We start from the raw sequence: 17,772 nt of genomic DNA on the forward strand, positions 1-17,772 counted from the left end.
GTCACCCCTTCGTCGTCGTCGGCGTGGCGGTGGCGGTCGGGGCCGGGGCCGAAGCCGTGTAGTGGTTGTAGGCGTTGGTGTAGAGCGAGCCCGCGCTGACCGCGCCCTTGGCGACGGCCCCGCGTGCGGTCAGCCAGTCGATCCAGAGCTGGAACTCCTTGTCGGTGATCCGCCCGCCGGTCTCGGCGACGCCGAAGGACTTCCAGTACGCCAGCGGGGCGGGGTCCTCGCCGCGGCCCCGGCCGCGCACGATGGCGGTCATCCGCGCGATGACCGCCTCGCGCGGGGTGGTCCTGGTCCACTCGATGGCCTTGGCGACCGCGGTCACGAAGGTGGCGGCGGTGTCGGGGTTCTGCTTGAGGAAGCGGTCCGTCATCACGTAGGTCCCGGCGCTGAACGCGCCCAGCAGCTGGTAGTCGGAGAACAGCTGCCGCACCCCGCCGGCGGCCACGGCCTTGTCCTGGAGGATGCCGCCGAGCACTCCGACGTCGATCCGCCGCTGCCGCAGCGCCTGCTCGGTGTTGACCGGCGGCAGCGCCAGCGGTTCGACCTGGGCGATCTGGGACGCCGAGAGACCGTGCCGGTCCAGGTAGATGTCGAGCATCGCCTCGTCGTGCGCGCCCAGGGTGTTCATGCCGACCTTGGCGTGCAGGAGGTCGCCCGCCGCGTGGATCGGACTGTCCTGGCGCACCCAGAACCCGTTGTAGACCAGCTGGTCGACGCCGTAGTAGCTGATCACGGCCTTGATCGGGGCATGGGCGGCGGCCAGCTTGACCACCGCGCCGTTGAACGCGCCGCCGAAGTCCGTCTGACCGGTGGCGGCGGACTGGATGTCCTGCGGGCCGCTGATGGTGTTGCCCACCCACTCCAGCTTCACCTCGCCCAGGTACCCGAGGTCCTCGGCGAGTTCGGGCAGCGTGACCTGGCCCGCCCAGCCCTGGTAGCGCAGCTTCTTCGTCTGTGCGCCGCCCGAGGGGGTGCCGGCCAGGGCCGCGCCGCAGCCGGCCAGTCCCACCGCCGACGCCGAAGCGCCCAGCAGCGTCAGGAACTGACGTCTCGACCTCACAGATCGCGCGTGCATGGAGAAGCAACCCTTTCGTCGTGTCCGGAGGGGTCCGGTCGTGGTGGTGGTTCAGGAGGAGACCGGCGCGAGCGCCGGCCGGGAGGGAAGCGCGCCGATGAACTCGTCCACCGCGCCGAGGAGCCGCAGTTCGGCCTCCGGTTCGAGCCGGGCGCCGCCGTCGGCGAGCCGCTCGATCGCCGAGTCCAGCAGGAAGCAGCCGGGCACCACATGACGTGCCCCCAGTGCCGACAGCACCGGGCGCAGCGCGTAGTCCAGCGCGAGCAGATGCGCCAGGCTGCCCCCGGTCACCACCGGCAGCACCGTCTTGCCGGCCAGCGCCGACTGCGGCAGCAGGTCGAGGAAGGCCTTGAGCAGGCCGGTGTAGGAGGCCTTGTAGACGGGGGTCGCCACGATCACCCCGTCGGCCGCGGCGACCGCCTCGGCGGCGGCGGCGATGCGTGGATCGTCGACCTCGGCGCCCAGCAGCTCACGCGGCGGGAGCTCGCGCAGGTCCAGATGCCCGACGTCGAAGCCGGTCTCCGACAGCCGCTCGGCGAGCTGCGCCGCCACCAGCGCGGTGCGCGACCGGCGGGCGGGACTGCCCGAAATCGCAAGAAGAGACGTCACAGCCAACCCCTCACAAGGGGCCACGGTACGAACGCGGTCGTATCCCTGGCCGAAAAATGGCACGCCGAAATCAAGGAATGGCGCAGGAGAAAAACGGGGCGACTATTCCGCCCCCGGGAAACCGTCAGCAGGGAACCGGTGAATATGTCCGCGACCGACACGAATCCGGTTCGCGTGGCACGCCGTCATGCGCGCGCCGGACAGCAGAACGCCGCGCTCCTGTCGTCAGGGCGCGGCGAACGCGGGAGAACAAGCCAGTCAGAAGCCTTGGCCTGCCAGTCGGTTCACCGACCGGCGGCACAGATGGCGCTGGCCTGACGTCGCAGATCGACGTGCAGGCGAGCGGCGAAATCACTCGACTGGCTCATGGAACGAAAGACTGTCAGCAACTGCACGCCGCCGTCAATACGCTTCCATTCAGGTCTCGAATACTGAGCAATTACCGGCTTCCGCGTCGGCGGCCGCAGGCAGCCGCGCGAGAAAGGCCGCGCCGTGCCGCGAGTCCACGACCGCCAGAGTGCCGCCGTGGTGACGGGCGATGTCCCTGGCGATCGGCAGGCCGAGTCCGGCGCCGCCGTGGTCGCGGCTGCGGGCGTCGTCGAGCCGGGTGAAGCGTTCGAAGATCCGGTCCCGGTCCTCCGGGGCGATGCCGTGACCGTCGTCGCGGACCTCCAGCAGGCAGTCCCTTCGGCCCGCGTCGGCCCGGACCCGCACCCGGATCTCCCCGGCGGCGTGCCGCTGCGCGTTGTCCAGCAGGTTGGTCACCAGCCGGGTCAGCCACAGGTAGTTGCCCGGCGTCCGGACGCCCTCCGTCAGATCCAGGGTGACGGGGCAGCGTTCGACGCCCCGGTTCCTGACGACGGCGCGGACCAGCTCGGCCAGGTCGACCGGCACCGCCCCGGCGGCCGAGCGGTCGGGGGCGGGCGCGCCGCTGTCGAGCCGGGCCAGGAAGAGCAGGTCGGTGGCGAGCGCCTGCAGCCGCTCGGTGTCCTCCAGGGCGCCGGCCACCAGTTCGGTCCTCACCTCCGGATCGGGGTGGGCCAGGGCGACTTCGAGCTGGGTCCGCAGCACCGCGATCGGGCTGCGCAGTTCGTGGGAGGCGTCGGCGATGAACTGCCGCTGCCGGCGTCCGGCGACGTCGAGCCGGTCCAGCATCGCGTTCATCGTCGAGGCCAGCCGGGAGATCTCGTCGCCGCCGCGCGGGATCGGCACCCGGCGGTGCAGTTCCTGCTCGCCGATCGCGGAGACCTCGCTGCGGATGGCCTCGACCGGACGCAGGGCCCGGCCGGTGACGCGCCAGGTCACCAGCGCGACGGTGAGCAGCAGCAGCGGGCAGCCGACCGCGAGCACGAGCGCCGTCGAGGACTCGGCGGCGTCGGCCGGGCCCAGCGAGACGCCGGTGTGGATGACGACCTGCCCCTTGGGGGTGTCCGCGATCACGCTGACGACCTGCTGTTTGCCGTCGATCCCGAACTCCTTCAACTCCCAGGGGGCCGGCACGCCGGGGAAGGCCTCCACGCCGGGGACGGGAGTCAGCGGCGGCCGGCCGACGACGTTCGGGCTGGCCGAGACGACGTCCCCGCCGGTGCCGACGACCTGGACGAAGTCGGTGCCGGCCCCCAGCGGCACCACCCGCGCCAGCTCGCCGCGAGCCGCCATCGCGGCCACCACGTCGGCCTGCTTCCTGGCGACCCGCGTGGCGTTGCCGCGCAGGTCCGTGTGGAGCAGCGCGAGCATGGCCAGCGAGGCCGCGGTCAGGGCGACCGCGACCACCGAGCAGGCCGCCAGCGTCGCCCTGGCCCGCATCGACCGGGGCGTGAGTCGGCTGCGGACGGCGCGCAGTCGTCGCAGCGCCATCCGGAGCGTCCCCGGCGCCCGCTCAGCCACCGTCCACCGCCAGCCGGTAGCCGACGCCGCGCACCGTCTGCACGGCACAGCGGCCGAAGGGCGCGTCGATCTTCCGGCGCAACGCGCTGACGTGCACCTCGACGACGTTGGGATCCCCGTCGTAGTTCTCGTCCCAGACGTGGTCGAGGATCTCGCGCTTGGACACCACCGCGCCCGCGTGCCGGGCCAGGTGCTCCAGCACGGCGAACTCCCTGGCGGTGAGCCTGACCGGGTCCGCGCCGCGGTGACAGGTGCGGGCGGCCACGTCGACGACCAGGTCCCCGACCGTCAGGACCTGGGGCGGGCGGCTGCCGAGGCGGCGCACCAGCGCCCGGAGTCTGGCGACCAGGACGACGAAGGAGAAGGGCTTGGACAGGAAGTCGTCCGCGCCCGTGTCCAGGGCCTCCGCCTCGTCGAACTCCCCGTCCTTGGCGGTCAGCATCAGGATCCCCGCCGTGTTGCCCGCCGCGCGCAGCATCGCGCAGACCCGGTAGCCGTTGAGGCCGGGCAGCATGATGTCGAGCACGATGACGTCGTAGCGGCTCCGGGTCGCCTGCCGCAGTCCGGACACGCCGTCGTGGGCCACGTCGACGCGGAAGCCCTCCGCCTCCAGCCCGCGCTGCACCGCGGCGGCCAGCCGCCGCTCGTCCTCCACCACCAGTACTCGCACGCGACCAGGGTGCCAGGTCGCCCGGGCCGGAAGCTGAAGAGGTCTTCAGTTCTTCAGCAGTGCTTCAGGGTGCTTGCGGCATCGTCAGCACTCCCGAGAAGGGGATGCCGGATGAGGAGAGAACATGACCGAAGCTGTTGAGCCGGGCACGCCTGAGGTCGAGCCCGAGGAGGCCCCTGAGGCCGGGGTTCCCGCGGCGCGCGTGAAGCCGGGGATCCGCCGCCTGGTGCCGGGGCGGCGCGGGCGGCGGGTGGCCGCGGGAGCGGCCGCCGTGCTGGTGCTCGGCGGGGCGGTGGCGATCACCGCGGCCGTCGTCCACCACGGCGACCGGGGCTTCGCCGTGCGCGCGTTCCCCGGCGGCCCGGAGGGGATCCCCGGCGGGGGCCCCTACGTCGTCAAGGTTCCCGGTGGCGTCCCCGGCGGGCCCGACCGGATCGCGATCGCCAAGGGCGAGGCCCTGGCCGGCGTGGTGGCGCCCGGCGCCGGCGTGGGCGGGGCCGCACCGCAGGGGCAGCTCGCGCCCGCGCCGCTGCCGGGCCTGGCGGCCGACCAGGCGGTGCTGAAGGCCACCGCCGCGGTGACCGGCGGCAAGGTCGCGTCCCTGCAGAGCGTCCCCGAGCAGGGCGGCGGCAGCGCCTGGGAGGCCACGGTCGTCGGCCCGGACGGGGTGCACCACCTGGTCACCCTGGACGGCGCCTCCGGCACGGTCACCGGCAACACCGTGATCGGGGGCTGATCCGGGGAGGAAAGGGCCGAACGGCCGCCGGTCGGCCTTTCCTCCCGCCCGCGCCGGGCATAGCGTCGAGTCATGACCACTCGCGCGCCGATGAGGACGCTGAACCGGGTCGTCCTGCTGGCCGCCGCCGCGGTCGTCGGTGCGGCCGTGGCCAAGGAGCTGAGCCGGCCCGCCGCCGAACGCGGCTGGCACGGACGGATCGTCGGCCTGCCCTACGACTTCCGGCCGCCGACGCCCGCCCGGCTGCGGGCCGAGTTCTGGGACCCGGACAACGACGCCCTGTTCACCCCGCACGCCTTCGGCGTCGGCTACGGCGTCAACCTCGCCCGGATCGTCGGCCGCTTCTGCCCGCCGGACTGAGCCGGCCCGGGTCTCAGGGCCGGGGCTCCGGGTTCGCCGTGTCCGCCGGGCCCTCCGGATTCCTGGCCAGGTAGACGGTGTTGGTGGCCTGACGTTCCTGCAACGGGTTGTCGAAGGCGACGACCTCCGCCCGCACCTCGCCGAAGACCTGCTCCAGGCTGCGCAGGAACTCCTCCTCCGGCGGGTCGTTCGACCACAGCGCGAAGACCCCGCCGGGACGCAGCCGGGCACGCAGGCGCAGCAGCCCCGCCGGCTCGTAGAAGTCGGCGTGGCTCGGGTGCAGCAGGTGCCGGGGCGAGTGGTCGACGTCGACCAGGATCGCGTCGTAGCTCCGCTCCGGGGCGGCCGGGTCCAGCGGCGCCCCGGAGCGGACCAGGGCGAAGAAGTCGCCCTGGACCAGACGGCAGCGCGGGTCGTCGGCCACCCCCGCGTCGATCAGCCCGCGCCGGTGCCACTCGATGACCTCGCCGAGCGCGTCGACGACCACGAGTGAGGAGACAGCGGGGTCGGCGAGCGCGGCCTGCGCGGTGCAGCCGAGACCGAGCCCGGCCACGGCCACGTCGAGTCCGGCCGGAGCGGGCACCTTCCCGGCGAGTTCGCCGAGGGCGAGGCGGGCCAGCTCCTCCTCGGCGACGGTGAACAGACTCGACATCAGGTACTCGTCGTTCAGCTTGATCTCGTAGACGTCCCGACCGACGCCGGGGTACCAGCGCCGCCGCAGCACCAGCTCCCCCATCGGCGTGTTCCGAAAATCGAGCTCCTCGAACCGGAGACCCACACGAACTCCCCACACACGGCACCGCACGACGACTGACGCTGCGGAGTCTGACACGCGCGGATCGGCCGTTCGTGCCGACCCACCGCTCCCCCGCCGACCGGGCTGCCGCCACACTGGACGCATGCCAGGTCTGGAAGCCGATTTCACCCCCGAGCAGATCGACCGTTCCCGCGCCAGGAAGCGGGAGACGACGCCGCTGCGCTACGCCTCGATGTCGCTCGGCCTGCTGGTGCCGCTCGTGCTCGGCTTCACCCCGCTCGGCGCCGGGCTGGTGCGGGCGGCGGGCCGGGTCGCGGGCGGGGGCTGGATCGCCACCGCCGTGCTGGGCGCGGTCGCCCTGGAACTGGTCCCGTTCCTGCTGGCGCTGCCGCTGTCGGCGCGGGCCGAGGTCGTCAACCGGCGCTGGGGCCTGTCCACCCGATCGTGGCGGCTGTTCGCCGCCGACGCGGCCAAGGGCTTCGCGATCGGCGCCGTGCTCTTCGCGGGGGCGTCGTTCGCCCTCTACGGTCTGATGCGGGCGCTGCCGGGGACCTGGTGGGTCTGGGCGGCGGCGGGCGCGGCGGTGCTGGTGCTGCTGCTCTCCTTCCTGCTGCCGGTGGTCGTCGAGCCGCTCTTCAACCGCTTCACCCCGCTGCCCGAAGGACCGCTGCGGCAGCGGCTGATGTCCCTGGCCGAGGCCTCCGGCGTGCCGGTGCGGGACATCCTGGTCAGCGACGCTTCCCGGCGCACCACCGCGACCAACGCCTACGTGTCCGGCATCGGACGCACCCGCAGGGTGGTGGTCTGGGACACCACGGTGGAGCGCGCGGCCGAGGAGGAGGTCGCCGCCGTCGCCGCCCACGAGCTGGGCCACGCCGCCCGCCGCGACGTGCTGTACGGCACGCTGGCCGGCGCCGTCGGCGCCGCCGCCGTGGTCTGCCTGATCGCGGCGGCGCTGCAGTGGACGCCGCTGCTCGACGCCGCCGGGGTGGACCATGCCGCGGACCCGCGCTCGCTGGCGCTGGTGGTCGCGCTGGGCACGGTCCTCGGCACCGTCGGCGGCCCGCTGCGCCTGTGGGTGAGCCGACGCGTCGAAGCGCGCGCCGACGGCTACGCGCTCGACCTGACCCGGTCTCCGGAGACGATGGTGGCGATGCAGCGCCGCCTCGCGGTGACCAATCTCGCCGATCTCGAGCCCCACCGGCTCACCGTGGTGCTCTTCGGCAGCCATCCGCCGACGCGGGCCCGCATCGCGCACGCCCGTGCCTGGGCCGCGGCCCACGGCCTGCCCGAGCCGCCCGGCCTCCGGTGACCATGGGCGACGACCCTGGACAGGGCTCGGTCGGCGGACCTAGTCTCGGATCACCCTATTCAATTTGTTGACTATGGAGTGCCGCATGAAGTCCTTCCGCGAGGCGGTCGAGGCCAAGGACATGGCCGCGGTCGAGGCGCTGCTCGCCGACGACGTGGTGTTCACCAGCCCGGTCGCGTTCCGCCCCTACCCGGGCAAGGCCATCACGGCCGCGATCCTGCGCGGCGTGGTGCGGGTCTTCGAGGACTTCCGCTACGTCCGCGAGCTGGAGGACGGCCCGCACCACGCGCTCGAGTTCACCGCCACGGTGGACGGCCTGGAGATCAACGGCTGCGACTTCCTCACCTGGAACGAGGACGGGAAGATCGTCGACTTCAAGGTGATGGTGCGTCCGCTGCGCGCCGCCGAGGCGCTGGCCGCGCGGATGGGCGCCCAGTTCGCCGCGATCGCGGCGGAGGCCCAGGGCGCGGGCGGCTGACCACCCCGGCCCGGGCCACGAAGCCGTTCAGCGGCGTTCAGCGGCGGACGGTCGCGCGCAGGTCGAGCGCGGCCAGGGCCTGCTCCGCCCAGCGCAGGTTCTCCTGTTCGAAGGCGATCCCGCGCTGCAGCGTGAGGTACGGGCCGATCCGCTCGGCCTGCGCGAGGTGCTCCGGCTCGGTGCGCCCGGCCAGCAACCGGATCCGCAGGCGCTCGTAACGGGCCAGCTTCGCCCGCGCGGACTCGGCCCGCTCGCGGATCGCGGCGCGCACCGCCTCGTCGTCCCCGGCGTCGACCGCCTGGACCTTGACCAGCAGCTCGTCGCGGATCGCGGTGGGCCGCGGCGGCTCGGCGGTGAACTCGCGCAGCGCGTCGCGACCGGCCCCGGTCAGCGAGAAGAGGCGCTTGTTGGGCCTGCGCTCCTGCTCGACCAGACGGGCCCGGATCAGGCCCTCCGCCTCCATCCGCTCCAGCTCGCGGTAGAGCTGCTGGGGCGTGGCCATCCAGAAGTTCGCGACCGACGCGTCGAACTCCTTGGCCAGGTCGTACCCGGACGCCTCGCCCTCCAGGAGCGCGGCCATCACCGCATTGCGCAACGCCATGCCCCGAGGCTACCCGCGCGCCCCGGGCCCGCGGTCAGATGGTGACCAGGCCGCGCTCGGTCGCGAACTCGACGGCCACCAGGCCCGGCTCCTCGTCCTCGACCCAGGTGACGTCGACCTGGTCGAGCGGGTGGTCGGCCGGCTCGCCCAGGAACTCGGCGATCGCCGCCGCGTCACCGGCGATCGAGAGACCCTTGATGCTGGAACTCGTGCGCGGGTCCGCCGAGGGCCGCTGTCCGGGGTCGACCAGCCACTGCAGGAAGTAGGGCAGCTGCGGGTCCTCCATCAGCTCCAGCAGCCCGATCTGCTTCCAGTGCAGGTCGAAGCCGTCCGGGCGGACCCGATGGCCAGGGGCCGCGGTGCGGCCGAGCCGCGCCTCGACCGGTGCCATGTCCTCGACCGAGACCACCCAGCCGAGCCACCCGCCGCCCTCGGCGGCCCGTCGGGCGACCGCCTGGCCGAACGGCGCCCGGTCGGCCGCCGGGTGGTCCAGGGTGGTCACCACCTCGACGTAGGTGCCGCCGGCCAGCGGCAGCACGAAGTTGCGGGTGCCGAAACGGGGGTGGACCCCGCCGTCGACGAACCCCGCGCCCAGCGCCGAGCCGATCCGCTGCACCGTCGAGACGAACCCCTCGCGGGCCACCGCGTATGACACATGATCCAATCGCACCCGGCCATCATCACCCGGCCGGGACCGGCAGCCCGGCGCGCCACGCGCCGACGTCGGCCGGGTAACGCGATCGGCCGAACGCATGACGCCGCGGGCCGCCCCGACCCGGGCCGCACGCACCTTGACTTCCCATCGGGCGCGACGCACTGTCGGCCTGCTCGCACTCCTCCCCGCGATCGTCACGCACCCCGGAGGCCAGGCATGACCGCATCCGCCGCACCCGCCCTGTTCGGCCCCGCCCGCCTCGGGCCGCTGACGCTGCGGAACCGGATCCTCAAGGCCGCCACCTTCGAGGGGATGACCCGGTGCGGTGAGGTGAGCGAGGACCTGGTCGAGTTCCACCGCCGCCACGCGGCCGGCGGGGTGGCGATGACCACCGTCGCCTACTGCGCCGTCGCCCCGGAGGGCCGGACCGAGCGCCACCAGATCTGGATGCGCCCCGAGGTCCTGCCGGGCCTGCGGCGGCTCACCGACGCCGTGCACGCGGAGGGAGCGGCCGTCTCGGCGCAGCTCGGCCATGCCGGACCGGTCGCCGACGGCCGCTCCAACCGGCTGCCCTCGCTGGGCCCCTCGGCCGCCCTCAGCCCGCAGGGGCTGAGCCGGATCAGGGAGGCGAGCCACGAGGACATCGCGCGGATCACCCGTGCCCACGCCGACGCCGCGCTGCTGGCGGCCGAGGCGGGATTCGACGCGGTGGAGATCCATCTCGGCCACAACTACTTCGCCAGCTCCTTCCTCAGCCCCAGGATCAACCGGCGCACGGACGCCTACGGCGGTCCGCTGGAGGCGCGCGCTCGGGTCGCCAGGGAGGTCGCCCTGGCCGTCCGCGACGCCGTCGGCGACCGCGTGGCGATCCTGGCGAAACTCAACATGGACGACGGCGTGCCGGGCGGGTTCTGGCTGGACGAGAGCCTCCGGGTGGCCCGGATGCTGGAGCGCGACGGCAGCCTGGACGCACTGGAACTCACCGCAGGCAGCTCGCTGCTGAACCCGATGTACCTGTTCCGCGGCGAGGCGCCGCTGCGGGAGTTCGCCGAGGCGATGCGCAACCCGGCCGTGCGGCTGGGGGTGCGCCTGGCGGGCGGGCGCTTCCTGCGCAGCTACCCCTACCAGGAGGCCTACCTGCTCGACAGCGCCCGGCAGTTCCTGGCCGCGCTCTCCCTGCCGCTGGTGCTGCTCGGCGGCGTCTCGCAGCGGGAGACGGCCGAGCGGGCCGTCGCCGAGGGCTTCGCCTTCGTGGCGATGGCGCGGGCCCTGCTGCGGGAACCGGACCTGGTCGAGCGGATGCGGAAGGAGCCGGGCACCCGCTCCCTGTGCGTGCACTGCAACAAGTGCATGCCGACCATCTACACCGGAACCCGCTGCGTGCTCGCAACGGCGGCCGACCGGCCCGCCGAACAGCCTCGCCCGTCATCCGAGCCGGTGGTTTGACGGCCCGCGGTTCCGTCATCTCCACAAAGAACTGGCGTGCCCCGCTACTGTTTTGATCATGACTCAGATACTCGTCGAGGAGAACTTCCGGCACATCGACGGCCAGGACATGGAGGACCTCATCGCGGCGCTCGCCGCACTCGGACTCGTCGCCGACCCCACCCAGCCCCGCACCCCCGTGCACGGGCATCCATGGGTCATGGTGCTGCACTGGATCCAGGACGAACTCCCGCCCGCCGTCGCCGAGCGGCTCACCTCCACCCTCCCGGGCACCGTCAGGGAGATCTTCGGCCGACCACGGGCGGCGGACCACCCCTCCGGCTCCGACGTGCCCCGGGTCGTCCCCGGGCGCATCGAGATCCACAGCCCGACCGGCGGGGTCCTGCGGGCGATCCCGATGTGAGGTCTCCCGACTCCTTCACGAAGGCTGTGTGCGGACTGTGCGTCGGCCCTCTTGACGAATTCTCGTCAGGAAAGTTTCCTAACTAATTGCTGGCACGCACTCCAGCTTCCGCCTCCCCCGGCGTCCGACGGGCATGCCCCCATGCCCAGGAGCGAAGGAGCCCCATGCACAGTCCCCTCAAACCGCTGGCGGCGGCCGTCAGCGGAGCCCTCGTCGGGCTCTCGCTGACGGTCCTCGCGGCCGCACCGGCGGCCCACGCCGCCGCGACGCCGGCGATGCCGTTCCCGCAGCACCAGACCTACAAGGTGGGCGTGATGCCCTCCGCCTCCCAGGCGAGCCGCGACGCCGCGGTCGAGAAGCAGTACAACTCCTGGAAGAGCAGTTATCTCGTCCACGGCTGTGCCTCGAACGAGTACTACGTCTCGACCAAGGGCGACGGCGACGCCACCAACAACGGTCCCGTGTCGGAGAGTCAGGGCTACGGCATGAACATCGTGCCGCTGATGGCCGGTTACGACGCCGACGCGCAGACCGAGTTCAACGGCCTCTGGCAGCTGGTCAAGGACCACAAGGACCAGTGGGGCCTGATGCAGTGGCAGCTGGACGGCAAGAGCTGCAAGTACTACAGCTCCGGCACCCCGGACGCCGCCACCGACGGCGACCTCGACATCGGCTACGGCCTGATCCTCGCGGACCGGCAGTGGGGCGGCTACACCGCCGACGCGAAAGCCTGGCTGGCGAGCGTCTACGCCCACGACGTGACCTCCGACGGCCACCTCAAGTGCGAGGACGACGGCCCGTCCACCGACACCCGGCCCTCCGACCACATGCTGGACCACCTGCGCGCCTTCGCCGCCTACGACACCGCCCACGACTGGGCCAAGGTGGTCAGCCGCACCGAGGCGCTGGACTCGGCCTTCACCGCGTCCTACTCCGCGACCGGGGGCCTGCTCTCCGACTTCGTCGTGAACGCCGACACCAGCGCGCCCTCCCCGGCGCCCGCCAACTACCAGGAGGACCAACCGGACAACATCGTCGGCTACAACTCCATCCGCGTCCCGTGGCACATGGGCACCGACGCGCTGGAGAACGGCGGCACCGTCGCCGCCACCGCCTACGGGCTGGCCAAGAAGGAGTCCGCCTGTCTGAAGGGCGAATCCGGCGGCAATCCGCAGAAGGTCTACCCGCACACCAAGCTGAACTGCACCGCGTACTCGACCACGGACCAGGCCGAGGAGGCGGGAGACTCGGTCGGCCCCGCCGCCATGGCCGCCGGCGACCAGGCCTGGACCGACGCCATCTGGAACCAGCTCGCCACCAATCCCTTCGGCGACGGCTACTACGGCGAGACCATCAAGACCCTGGTCTACCTGGTGATGGCCGGCGACTACTGGAACCCGGCGAGCGGCAGCGCCCCCGCGAACGACTTCTCGGTCTCGGTCAGCCCCGGCTCCGCCTCGGTGACGGCCGGCCAGTCCGCCACCGCGACCGTCTCCACCGCGGTCACCTCGGGGAGCGCCGAGTCCGTCGCGCCGAGCGCCTCGGGCGCGCCGTCCGGCGTGAGCGTCGGCTTCAGCCCGGCGTCGGTGAGCTCGGGCGGCAGCTCCGCCATGACCGTGACCACCACCTCGGCCGCCGCCTCGGGCAGTTACCCGATCACGGTGACCGGCAGTGCCGCCTCCGGCAGTCACAGCGCGACCTACACCCTGACCGTCACCACCTCGTCCGGCGGCGGCTGCACGGCGGCGCAGCTGCTCGGCAACCCCGGTTTCGAGAACGGCGCCACCACCGCGCCCTGGACCGGCACGTCCACCCTCGGCTTCGACCCGATCACTCAGTCCGCGAGCGCCGAACCGGCGCACTCGGGCGGCTGGGAGGCCTGGTTCAACGGCAACGGCACCGCGGACACCGACACGGTCAGCCAGACGGTCACCATCCCGACCGGTTGCGCGAGCGCCACGCTGACCTACTGGCAGCACATCGACACCACCGAGACCACCAGCACCGCGACGCCGGACACCTTCAAGGTCCAGGTGCTCAACAGCGGCGGCACGGTGCTGGCCACCCTGGCCGCCTTCAGCAACCTGAACAAGAACACCGGCTACGCCCAGCAGAGCTTCAGCCTGACCCCGTACGTCGGTCAGACCGTCACGCTGAGGTTCACCGGCGCAGAGACCGACGCCAACGGCGGCACCACCGACTTCGTCATCGACGACACCGCGCTGAACGTCAGCTGACCGCCCCGGCGACCGGCTCGACCTCCTGCACCAGCCCGTAGACGAAGCGGGCACGGTAGGAGCGGACCTCCTCGCCCGGATCGCCCCCTCGCACCGCTGGATCGGCCAGGCTGTACCGGCTGACCCAGCGGTGCGGCGCATCCTCGGGCAGATGCCGGACGCTCGGGAAGAGCAGCGGCAGATCACCGACCACATACCGCCAGGGCGTAAGGACGCCGCTCTGCGGCACCTCGGGCGGGCGTGTTCCCGGCTCTCTGACCAACCACTCCTGCCAGACGGCGCCCTCGGTCCCCTCGACCGCCTCGAAGAGCAGTCCCGGCCAGAGCGGCAGCGCCCAGCGGTGCAGCCGGCACGCCAGATCGCCCACCCGCTGCTCCCGCACGTCGGCGGCGGCCCCCAGCACCGCCCGGTACCTGGCCACCCCGCGCAGCGCCGTCCGCGACCGGACGAAGCGCTGCCAGTCGGCGTTCACCTGGCGCATCTCCGTCGCCGAGAAGCCCAGTCGCTGCCGCGCCTGCTCCACCAGCCCCGGCTGGAAGTCGGCCATCCGCCGCAGCAGGACCAGTTGGAACTCCGCTTCGCCGAACCTCGCCGTCACCGCCCCAGGATCCCACGAGCACGGCAACCCGCTTCATCATCAAATTTTGCAGTCTTGCTAGCGATACTTACGTATCTTGCTAGATATCTTGCATCAATCGCGTGGCACCCATACGCTCCCCCGGAAGCAACTGACTCCCCCTCATCCCACCCCGTCCACCCGACTCCCGAGGGAATCCATGTCAGGCACTCGCCAAACGCGATTCCGAACAGCCACGCTGGGCCTGTTGGCCCTGCTCCTGTCCCTCCTCCCGCTGCTCCACCCCGTCGGCGCCAGAGCCGCCGGGACCAACCTCGCGCTCGGCAAGACCATGAGCGCCAGCGGCGTGCAGCAGAACTACGTCGCGGGCAACGCCAACGACGGCGACCAGAACAGCTACTGGGAGAGCACCAACAACGCCTTCCCGCAGTGGATCCAGGTCGACCTCGGCGCCACCACCGCCGTGGACCACCTCGTGCTGAAGACGCCCACCGCGTCGGGCTGGGGCGCGCGGACCCAGACCCTGACCGTGCTGGGCAGCACCGACGGCAGCTCGTTCACCACCCTGGTCGCCTCGGCGGCGTACACCTTCGACCCGGCAAGCGGAGCCGCGGTCACCGTGAACCTGCCCGCCTCGACCAGCACCCGCTACCTGCGCGTCAGCATCACCGCCAACACCGCCTGGCCGGCTGGCCAGATCTCCGAGTTCGAGGTCTACGCCCCGACCGGCGGCGGCGGAGACACCACCCCGCCCACGGCGCCGGGTAGCCTGGCCTACACCCAGCCGCAGTCCGGCCAGATCAAGCTGACCTGGACCGCGTCGACCGACAACGTCGGGGTGACCGGGTACGACGTGTACGCCAACGGCGCGAAGATCGCTTCCGTCTCCGGCAGCACGCTGACCTACACCGACTCCCAGCCCGCCACCGCGACCGTCACCTACGACGTGGTCGCCCGCGACGCGGCCGGCAACCAGTCGCCCGCCAGCAACAGCGTCACCCGCACCGGCACCTCGCCCACCGGCACCAACCTGGCCCTGGGCAAGCCGATCAGCGGCACCGCGAACACCTACACCTACGCGCCCGCCAACGCCGACGACGGCGACGTGACCACCTACTTCGAGGGCGCGTCCTACCCGAGCCAGCTCACCGTCAAGCTCGGCGCCAACGCCGACGTGACGGCGGTCAAGGTGCTGCTCAACCCGGCCTCGGTCTGGTCCGCGCGGACCCAGACCATCCAGGTGCTCGGCCGTGAGCAGAGCGCCACCGGCTTCACCAGCATCAGCGCGGCGCAGACCTACACCTTCGACCCGAACACCGGGAACTCCGTCACCATCCCGGTCAGCGCCCGCGTCGCGGACGTGGAGCTGAGCATCACCAGCAACAGCGGTGCGCCCGGCGGCCAGGCCGCCGAGTTCCAGGTCATCGGCACCCCGGCGCCCAACCCCGACCTCACCGTCAGCAGCTCCTCCTGGTCGCCCTCCTCGCCCGTCGAGACCGACCCGGTCACCGTCTCCGCCACCGTGCAGAACATCGGCACCGCCGCGGCCGGGGCCAGCGGAGTCAACTTCTACCTGGGCACCACCAAGGTCGGCAGCGCGACCGTCGGCGCCCTGGCCGCCGGCGCGTCCACGACCGTCAGCGCCGCCATCGGCACCCAGGCCGCGGGCAGCTACCAGCTGACCGCCAAGGTCAACGAGTCCGGCGCGGTCATCGAGTCGAACACCGGCAACGACAGCTACACCAACCCGACCAACCTCACGGTCTCCGCCGTGCAGAGCTCGGACCTGGTCGCCTCGCCGGTCGGCTGGACGCCGTCCAACCCGGCGGCCGGAAACACCGTCAACTTCTCGGTGGCGGTCAAGAACCAGGGCAACGTCGCCACCGCGAGCGGTACGCACGCCGTCACCATGACGCTGCTCGACAGCAACGGCGCGACACTGAAGACCTTCTCGGGCTCGTTCAACGGCCCGCTCGCGGCCGGGGCCACCAGCGCGCCCGTCGCGATGGGCAGTTGGACGGCGGCGAACGGCAAGTACACCGTGCACACGGTGATCGCGGCCGACGCCAACGAGCTCTCGGTCAAGCAGGCCAACAACACCAGCGACACCCCGCTCTTCGTCGGGCGCGGCGCCAACATGCCCTACGACACCTACCAGGCCGAGGACGGCCAGGTCGGCGGCGGCGCGACCGTCATCGGCCCGAACCGCACCATCGGCGACCTGGCCGGAGAGGCCTCCGGCCGCAAGGCGGTGACGCTGAACTCGACCGGCTCCTACGTGCAGTGGACCTCGCGTGAGGCCACCGACACGCTGGTGACCCGCTTCTCGATCCCCGACGCCTCGGGCGGCGGCGGCACCACGGCGACGCTCGACCTCTACGCCAACGGCCAGCTGGTCCAGCCGATCACGCTGACCTCGCACTACGCCTGGCTCTACGGCGCGGAGACCGGCCCGGGCAACGACCCGAGCGCGGGCGGACCCCGGCACATCTACGACGAGGCGCACGTCCTGCTGAACCAGAGCTACCCGCAGGGCACCGTCTTCAAGTTGCAGAAGGACTCGGGCAACAGCTCCCAGTACGCGATCGACTTCGTCGACCTGGAGCAGGTCGCGCCCATCGCGAACCCGGACCCGACCGCTTTCGTCACCCCGGCCGGCTTCGCCCAGCAGGACGTGCAGAACGCGCTCGACCAGGTCCGCATGGACACCACGGGCAAGCTGCAGGGCGTCTACCTGCCGGCCGGGCAGTACCAGGTCTCCAGCAAGCTCCAGGTCTACGGCAAGGCGATCAAGGTCGTCGGCGCGGGCCCCTGGTACGCCCAGTTCAACGCCCCGACCGGCCAGGACAACACCGACGACGGCTGGTCGGTGGCGACCACCGCCAACGGCTCGTCCTTCTCGGGCTTCGGCTGGTTCGGCAACTACGTGCAGCGCATCGACGGCCCGGGCAAGGTCTTCGACCTGACCGACGTCACCGGCATCACGATCGACAACATCTGGATCGAGCACCAGGTCTGCGCGATCTGGGGCACCCACGTCAGCGGGCTGACCGCGACGAACATGCGGATCAGGGACACCTTCGCCGACGGCATCAACCTCACCAACGGCAGCCAGAACAACCTGGTCAGCAACGACGAGGCCCGGTCCACCGGCGACGACAGCTTCGCGCTGTTCGCGGCCACCGACCACAACAGCTCGGACCTGAAGAACAACACCTTCCAGAACCTCACCTCGCTCACCCCCTGGCGGGCCGCGGGCGTGGCGGTCTACGGCGGCTACGCGAACACGCTGCAGAACCTGTACGTCGCCGACACGCTCACCTACTCCGGCATCACCATCAGCTCGCTGAACTTCGGCTACCCCTTCGAGGGCTTCGGAGCCAGCCCGCAGACGGTGATCCAGAACGTCTCGCTGGTCCGTGACGGCGGGCACTTCTGGGGCGGCCAGGTGTTCCCCGCCATGTGGCTGTTCTCGGCGACCCAGCCCTTCCAGGGCATCAGGGTCAACAGCCTGGACATCACCGACCCCACCTACTCCGGGATCATGTTCCAGACCGACTACTCGGGAGGCGCCGCGCTCAACCCGATCACCGACACCGTCTTCACCGACGTCAGCATCTCCGGCGCGCAGCAGAGCGGCGACGCCTACAACGCCAAGTCCGGCTACGGCATCTGGGCCAACCCGATGCCCGAGTCCGGCCAGGGCCCGGCGGTCGGCTCGGTCACCTTCAACCACCTGACCGAGAGCAACAACTACCAGGACATCAACAACCCGACGACGACGTTCACCATCACCGTGAACCCGTAGTCACCCCCTGAGGGCTGTCCCGGCACGCTCACGCGTGCCGGGACAGCCCTCATTCGGCCTTCCGGGTGGGATGACGAGCCCGGCTCCGGCGCGGCGGCGCGCCTTCCGCAGCTCCCCGCTCCAGTCTTTCGGCAGCAGTCGGCTGTCTACCGGGA

16 protein-coding genes are annotated in these 17,772 nt (G+C 71.9%); 8 read left to right on the top strand and 8 right to left on the bottom strand.

Annotated features, from left to right (window positions below; translation table 11 throughout):
• Position 1 precedes the first annotated feature (1 nt).
• From BS83_RS28320 to BS83_RS28335, 4 genes are all read right to left on the bottom strand, one after another.
• The gene (locus BS83_RS28320; protein ID WP_332262352.1) at positions 2-1,066 is read right to left on the bottom strand and encodes an ABC transporter substrate-binding protein; all 1,065 of its coding nucleotides are present in this window, start codon (positions 1,064-1,066) and stop codon (positions 2-4) included.
• 66 nt (positions 1,067-1,132) lie between these two features.
• Positions 1,133-1,690, bottom strand: coding sequence for an NADPH-dependent FMN reductase (gene ssuE / locus BS83_RS28325; RefSeq protein ID WP_037606282.1), 558 nt, complete (start codon positions 1,688-1,690; stop codon positions 1,133-1,135).
• 417 nt (positions 1,691-2,107) lie between these two features.
• Complete coding sequence (locus BS83_RS28330; RefSeq protein ID WP_051944177.1) at positions 2,108-3,547, bottom strand: HAMP domain-containing sensor histidine kinase; 1,440 nt, start codon at positions 3,545-3,547, stop codon at positions 2,108-2,110.
• A gap of 22 nt (positions 3,548-3,569) precedes the next feature.
• Positions 3,570-4,247: a response regulator transcription factor gene (locus tag BS83_RS28335; protein ID WP_037606284.1), complete on the bottom strand. Its 678-nt coding sequence runs from the start codon at positions 4,245-4,247 to the stop codon at positions 3,570-3,572.
• Positions 4,248-4,371: 124 nt separating this feature from the next.
• Between BS83_RS28335 and BS83_RS28340 the strand changes: the two genes are divergently transcribed.
• Together BS83_RS28340 and BS83_RS28345 are read left to right on the top strand one after the other, a co-directional pair.
• A complete protein-coding gene (locus tag BS83_RS28340; protein WP_037606285.1) occupies positions 4,372-4,983 on the top strand; it encodes a hypothetical protein in 612 nt (203 codons plus the stop codon).
• A 72-nt stretch (positions 4,984-5,055) separates the two neighbouring features.
• Positions 5,056-5,343 carry a DUF5808 domain-containing protein gene (locus tag BS83_RS28345; protein ID WP_037606287.1) on the top strand — a complete coding sequence of 96 codons (288 nt, stop codon included), beginning with the start codon at positions 5,056-5,058 and terminating at the stop codon, positions 5,341-5,343.
• Between the two features lie 13 nt (positions 5,344-5,356).
• On the opposite strand, the gene BS83_RS28350 is transcribed toward BS83_RS28345, so the two are convergent.
• Positions 5,357-6,121: a polyamine aminopropyltransferase gene (locus BS83_RS28350; RefSeq protein WP_037606289.1), complete on the bottom strand. Its 765-nt coding sequence runs from the start codon at positions 6,119-6,121 to the stop codon at positions 5,357-5,359.
• Positions 6,122-6,242: 121 nt separating this feature from the next.
• On the opposite strand from BS83_RS28350, the gene BS83_RS28355 reads away from it, so the two are divergent.
• Together BS83_RS28355 and BS83_RS28360 are read left to right on the top strand one after the other, a co-directional pair.
• Positions 6,243-7,412, top strand: coding sequence for a M48 family metalloprotease (locus BS83_RS28355; RefSeq protein WP_037606292.1), 1,170 nt, complete (start codon positions 6,243-6,245; stop codon positions 7,410-7,412).
• Between the two features lie 85 nt (positions 7,413-7,497).
• On the top strand, positions 7,498-7,890 hold the full coding sequence (locus BS83_RS28360) for a nuclear transport factor 2 family protein (protein WP_037606294.1): 393 nt from the start codon (positions 7,498-7,500) through the stop codon (positions 7,888-7,890).
• Between the two features lie 37 nt (positions 7,891-7,927).
• Here BS83_RS28360 and BS83_RS28365 read toward each other — a convergent pair whose 3' ends face one another.
• Positions 7,928-8,491, bottom strand: a complete 564-nt coding sequence (locus BS83_RS28365; RefSeq protein WP_037606297.1) for a PadR family transcriptional regulator — start codon at positions 8,489-8,491, stop codon at positions 7,928-7,930.
• A 34-nt stretch (positions 8,492-8,525) separates the two neighbouring features.
• Complete coding sequence (locus BS83_RS28370) at positions 8,526-9,161, bottom strand: VOC family protein (protein ID WP_037606298.1); 636 nt, start codon at positions 9,159-9,161, stop codon at positions 8,526-8,528.
• Between the two features lie 201 nt (positions 9,162-9,362).
• Between BS83_RS28370 and BS83_RS28375 the strand changes: the two genes are divergently transcribed.
• From BS83_RS28375 to BS83_RS42275, 3 genes are all read left to right on the top strand, one after another.
• A complete protein-coding gene (locus BS83_RS28375; protein WP_051944183.1) occupies positions 9,363-10,592 on the top strand; it encodes an NADH:flavin oxidoreductase in 1,230 nt (409 codons plus the stop codon).
• Positions 10,593-10,650: 58 nt separating this feature from the next.
• The gene (locus BS83_RS28380) at positions 10,651-10,995 is read left to right on the top strand and encodes a hypothetical protein (RefSeq protein WP_037606301.1); all 345 of its coding nucleotides are present in this window, start codon (positions 10,651-10,653) and stop codon (positions 10,993-10,995) included.
• Between the two features lie 164 nt (positions 10,996-11,159).
• Positions 11,160-13,232, top strand: coding sequence for a glycosyl hydrolase family 8 (locus BS83_RS42275; protein WP_051944185.1), 2,073 nt, complete (start codon positions 11,160-11,162; stop codon positions 13,230-13,232).
• On the opposite strand, the gene BS83_RS28395 is transcribed toward BS83_RS42275, so the two are convergent.
• Positions 13,225-13,830 (bottom strand): hypothetical protein, encoded by a 606-nt coding sequence (locus tag BS83_RS28395; protein WP_037606303.1) that lies wholly within the window; start codon positions 13,828-13,830, stop codon positions 13,225-13,227. The two genes, BS83_RS42275 and BS83_RS28395, sit on opposite strands and share 8 nt — an antisense overlap.
• Positions 13,831-14,056: 226 nt before the next feature.
• On the opposite strand from BS83_RS28395, the gene BS83_RS28400 reads away from it, so the two are divergent.
• A complete protein-coding gene (locus tag BS83_RS28400) occupies positions 14,057-17,617 on the top strand; it encodes a discoidin domain-containing protein (protein ID WP_408641039.1) in 3,561 nt (1,186 codons plus the stop codon).
• The last annotated feature ends 155 nt before the right edge of the window (positions 17,618-17,772 follow it).

This window comes from Streptacidiphilus rugosus AM-16 (assembly GCF_000744655.1).
Taxonomy (GTDB): Bacteria; Actinomycetota; Actinomycetes; order Streptomycetales; family Streptomycetaceae; genus Streptacidiphilus; species Streptacidiphilus rugosus.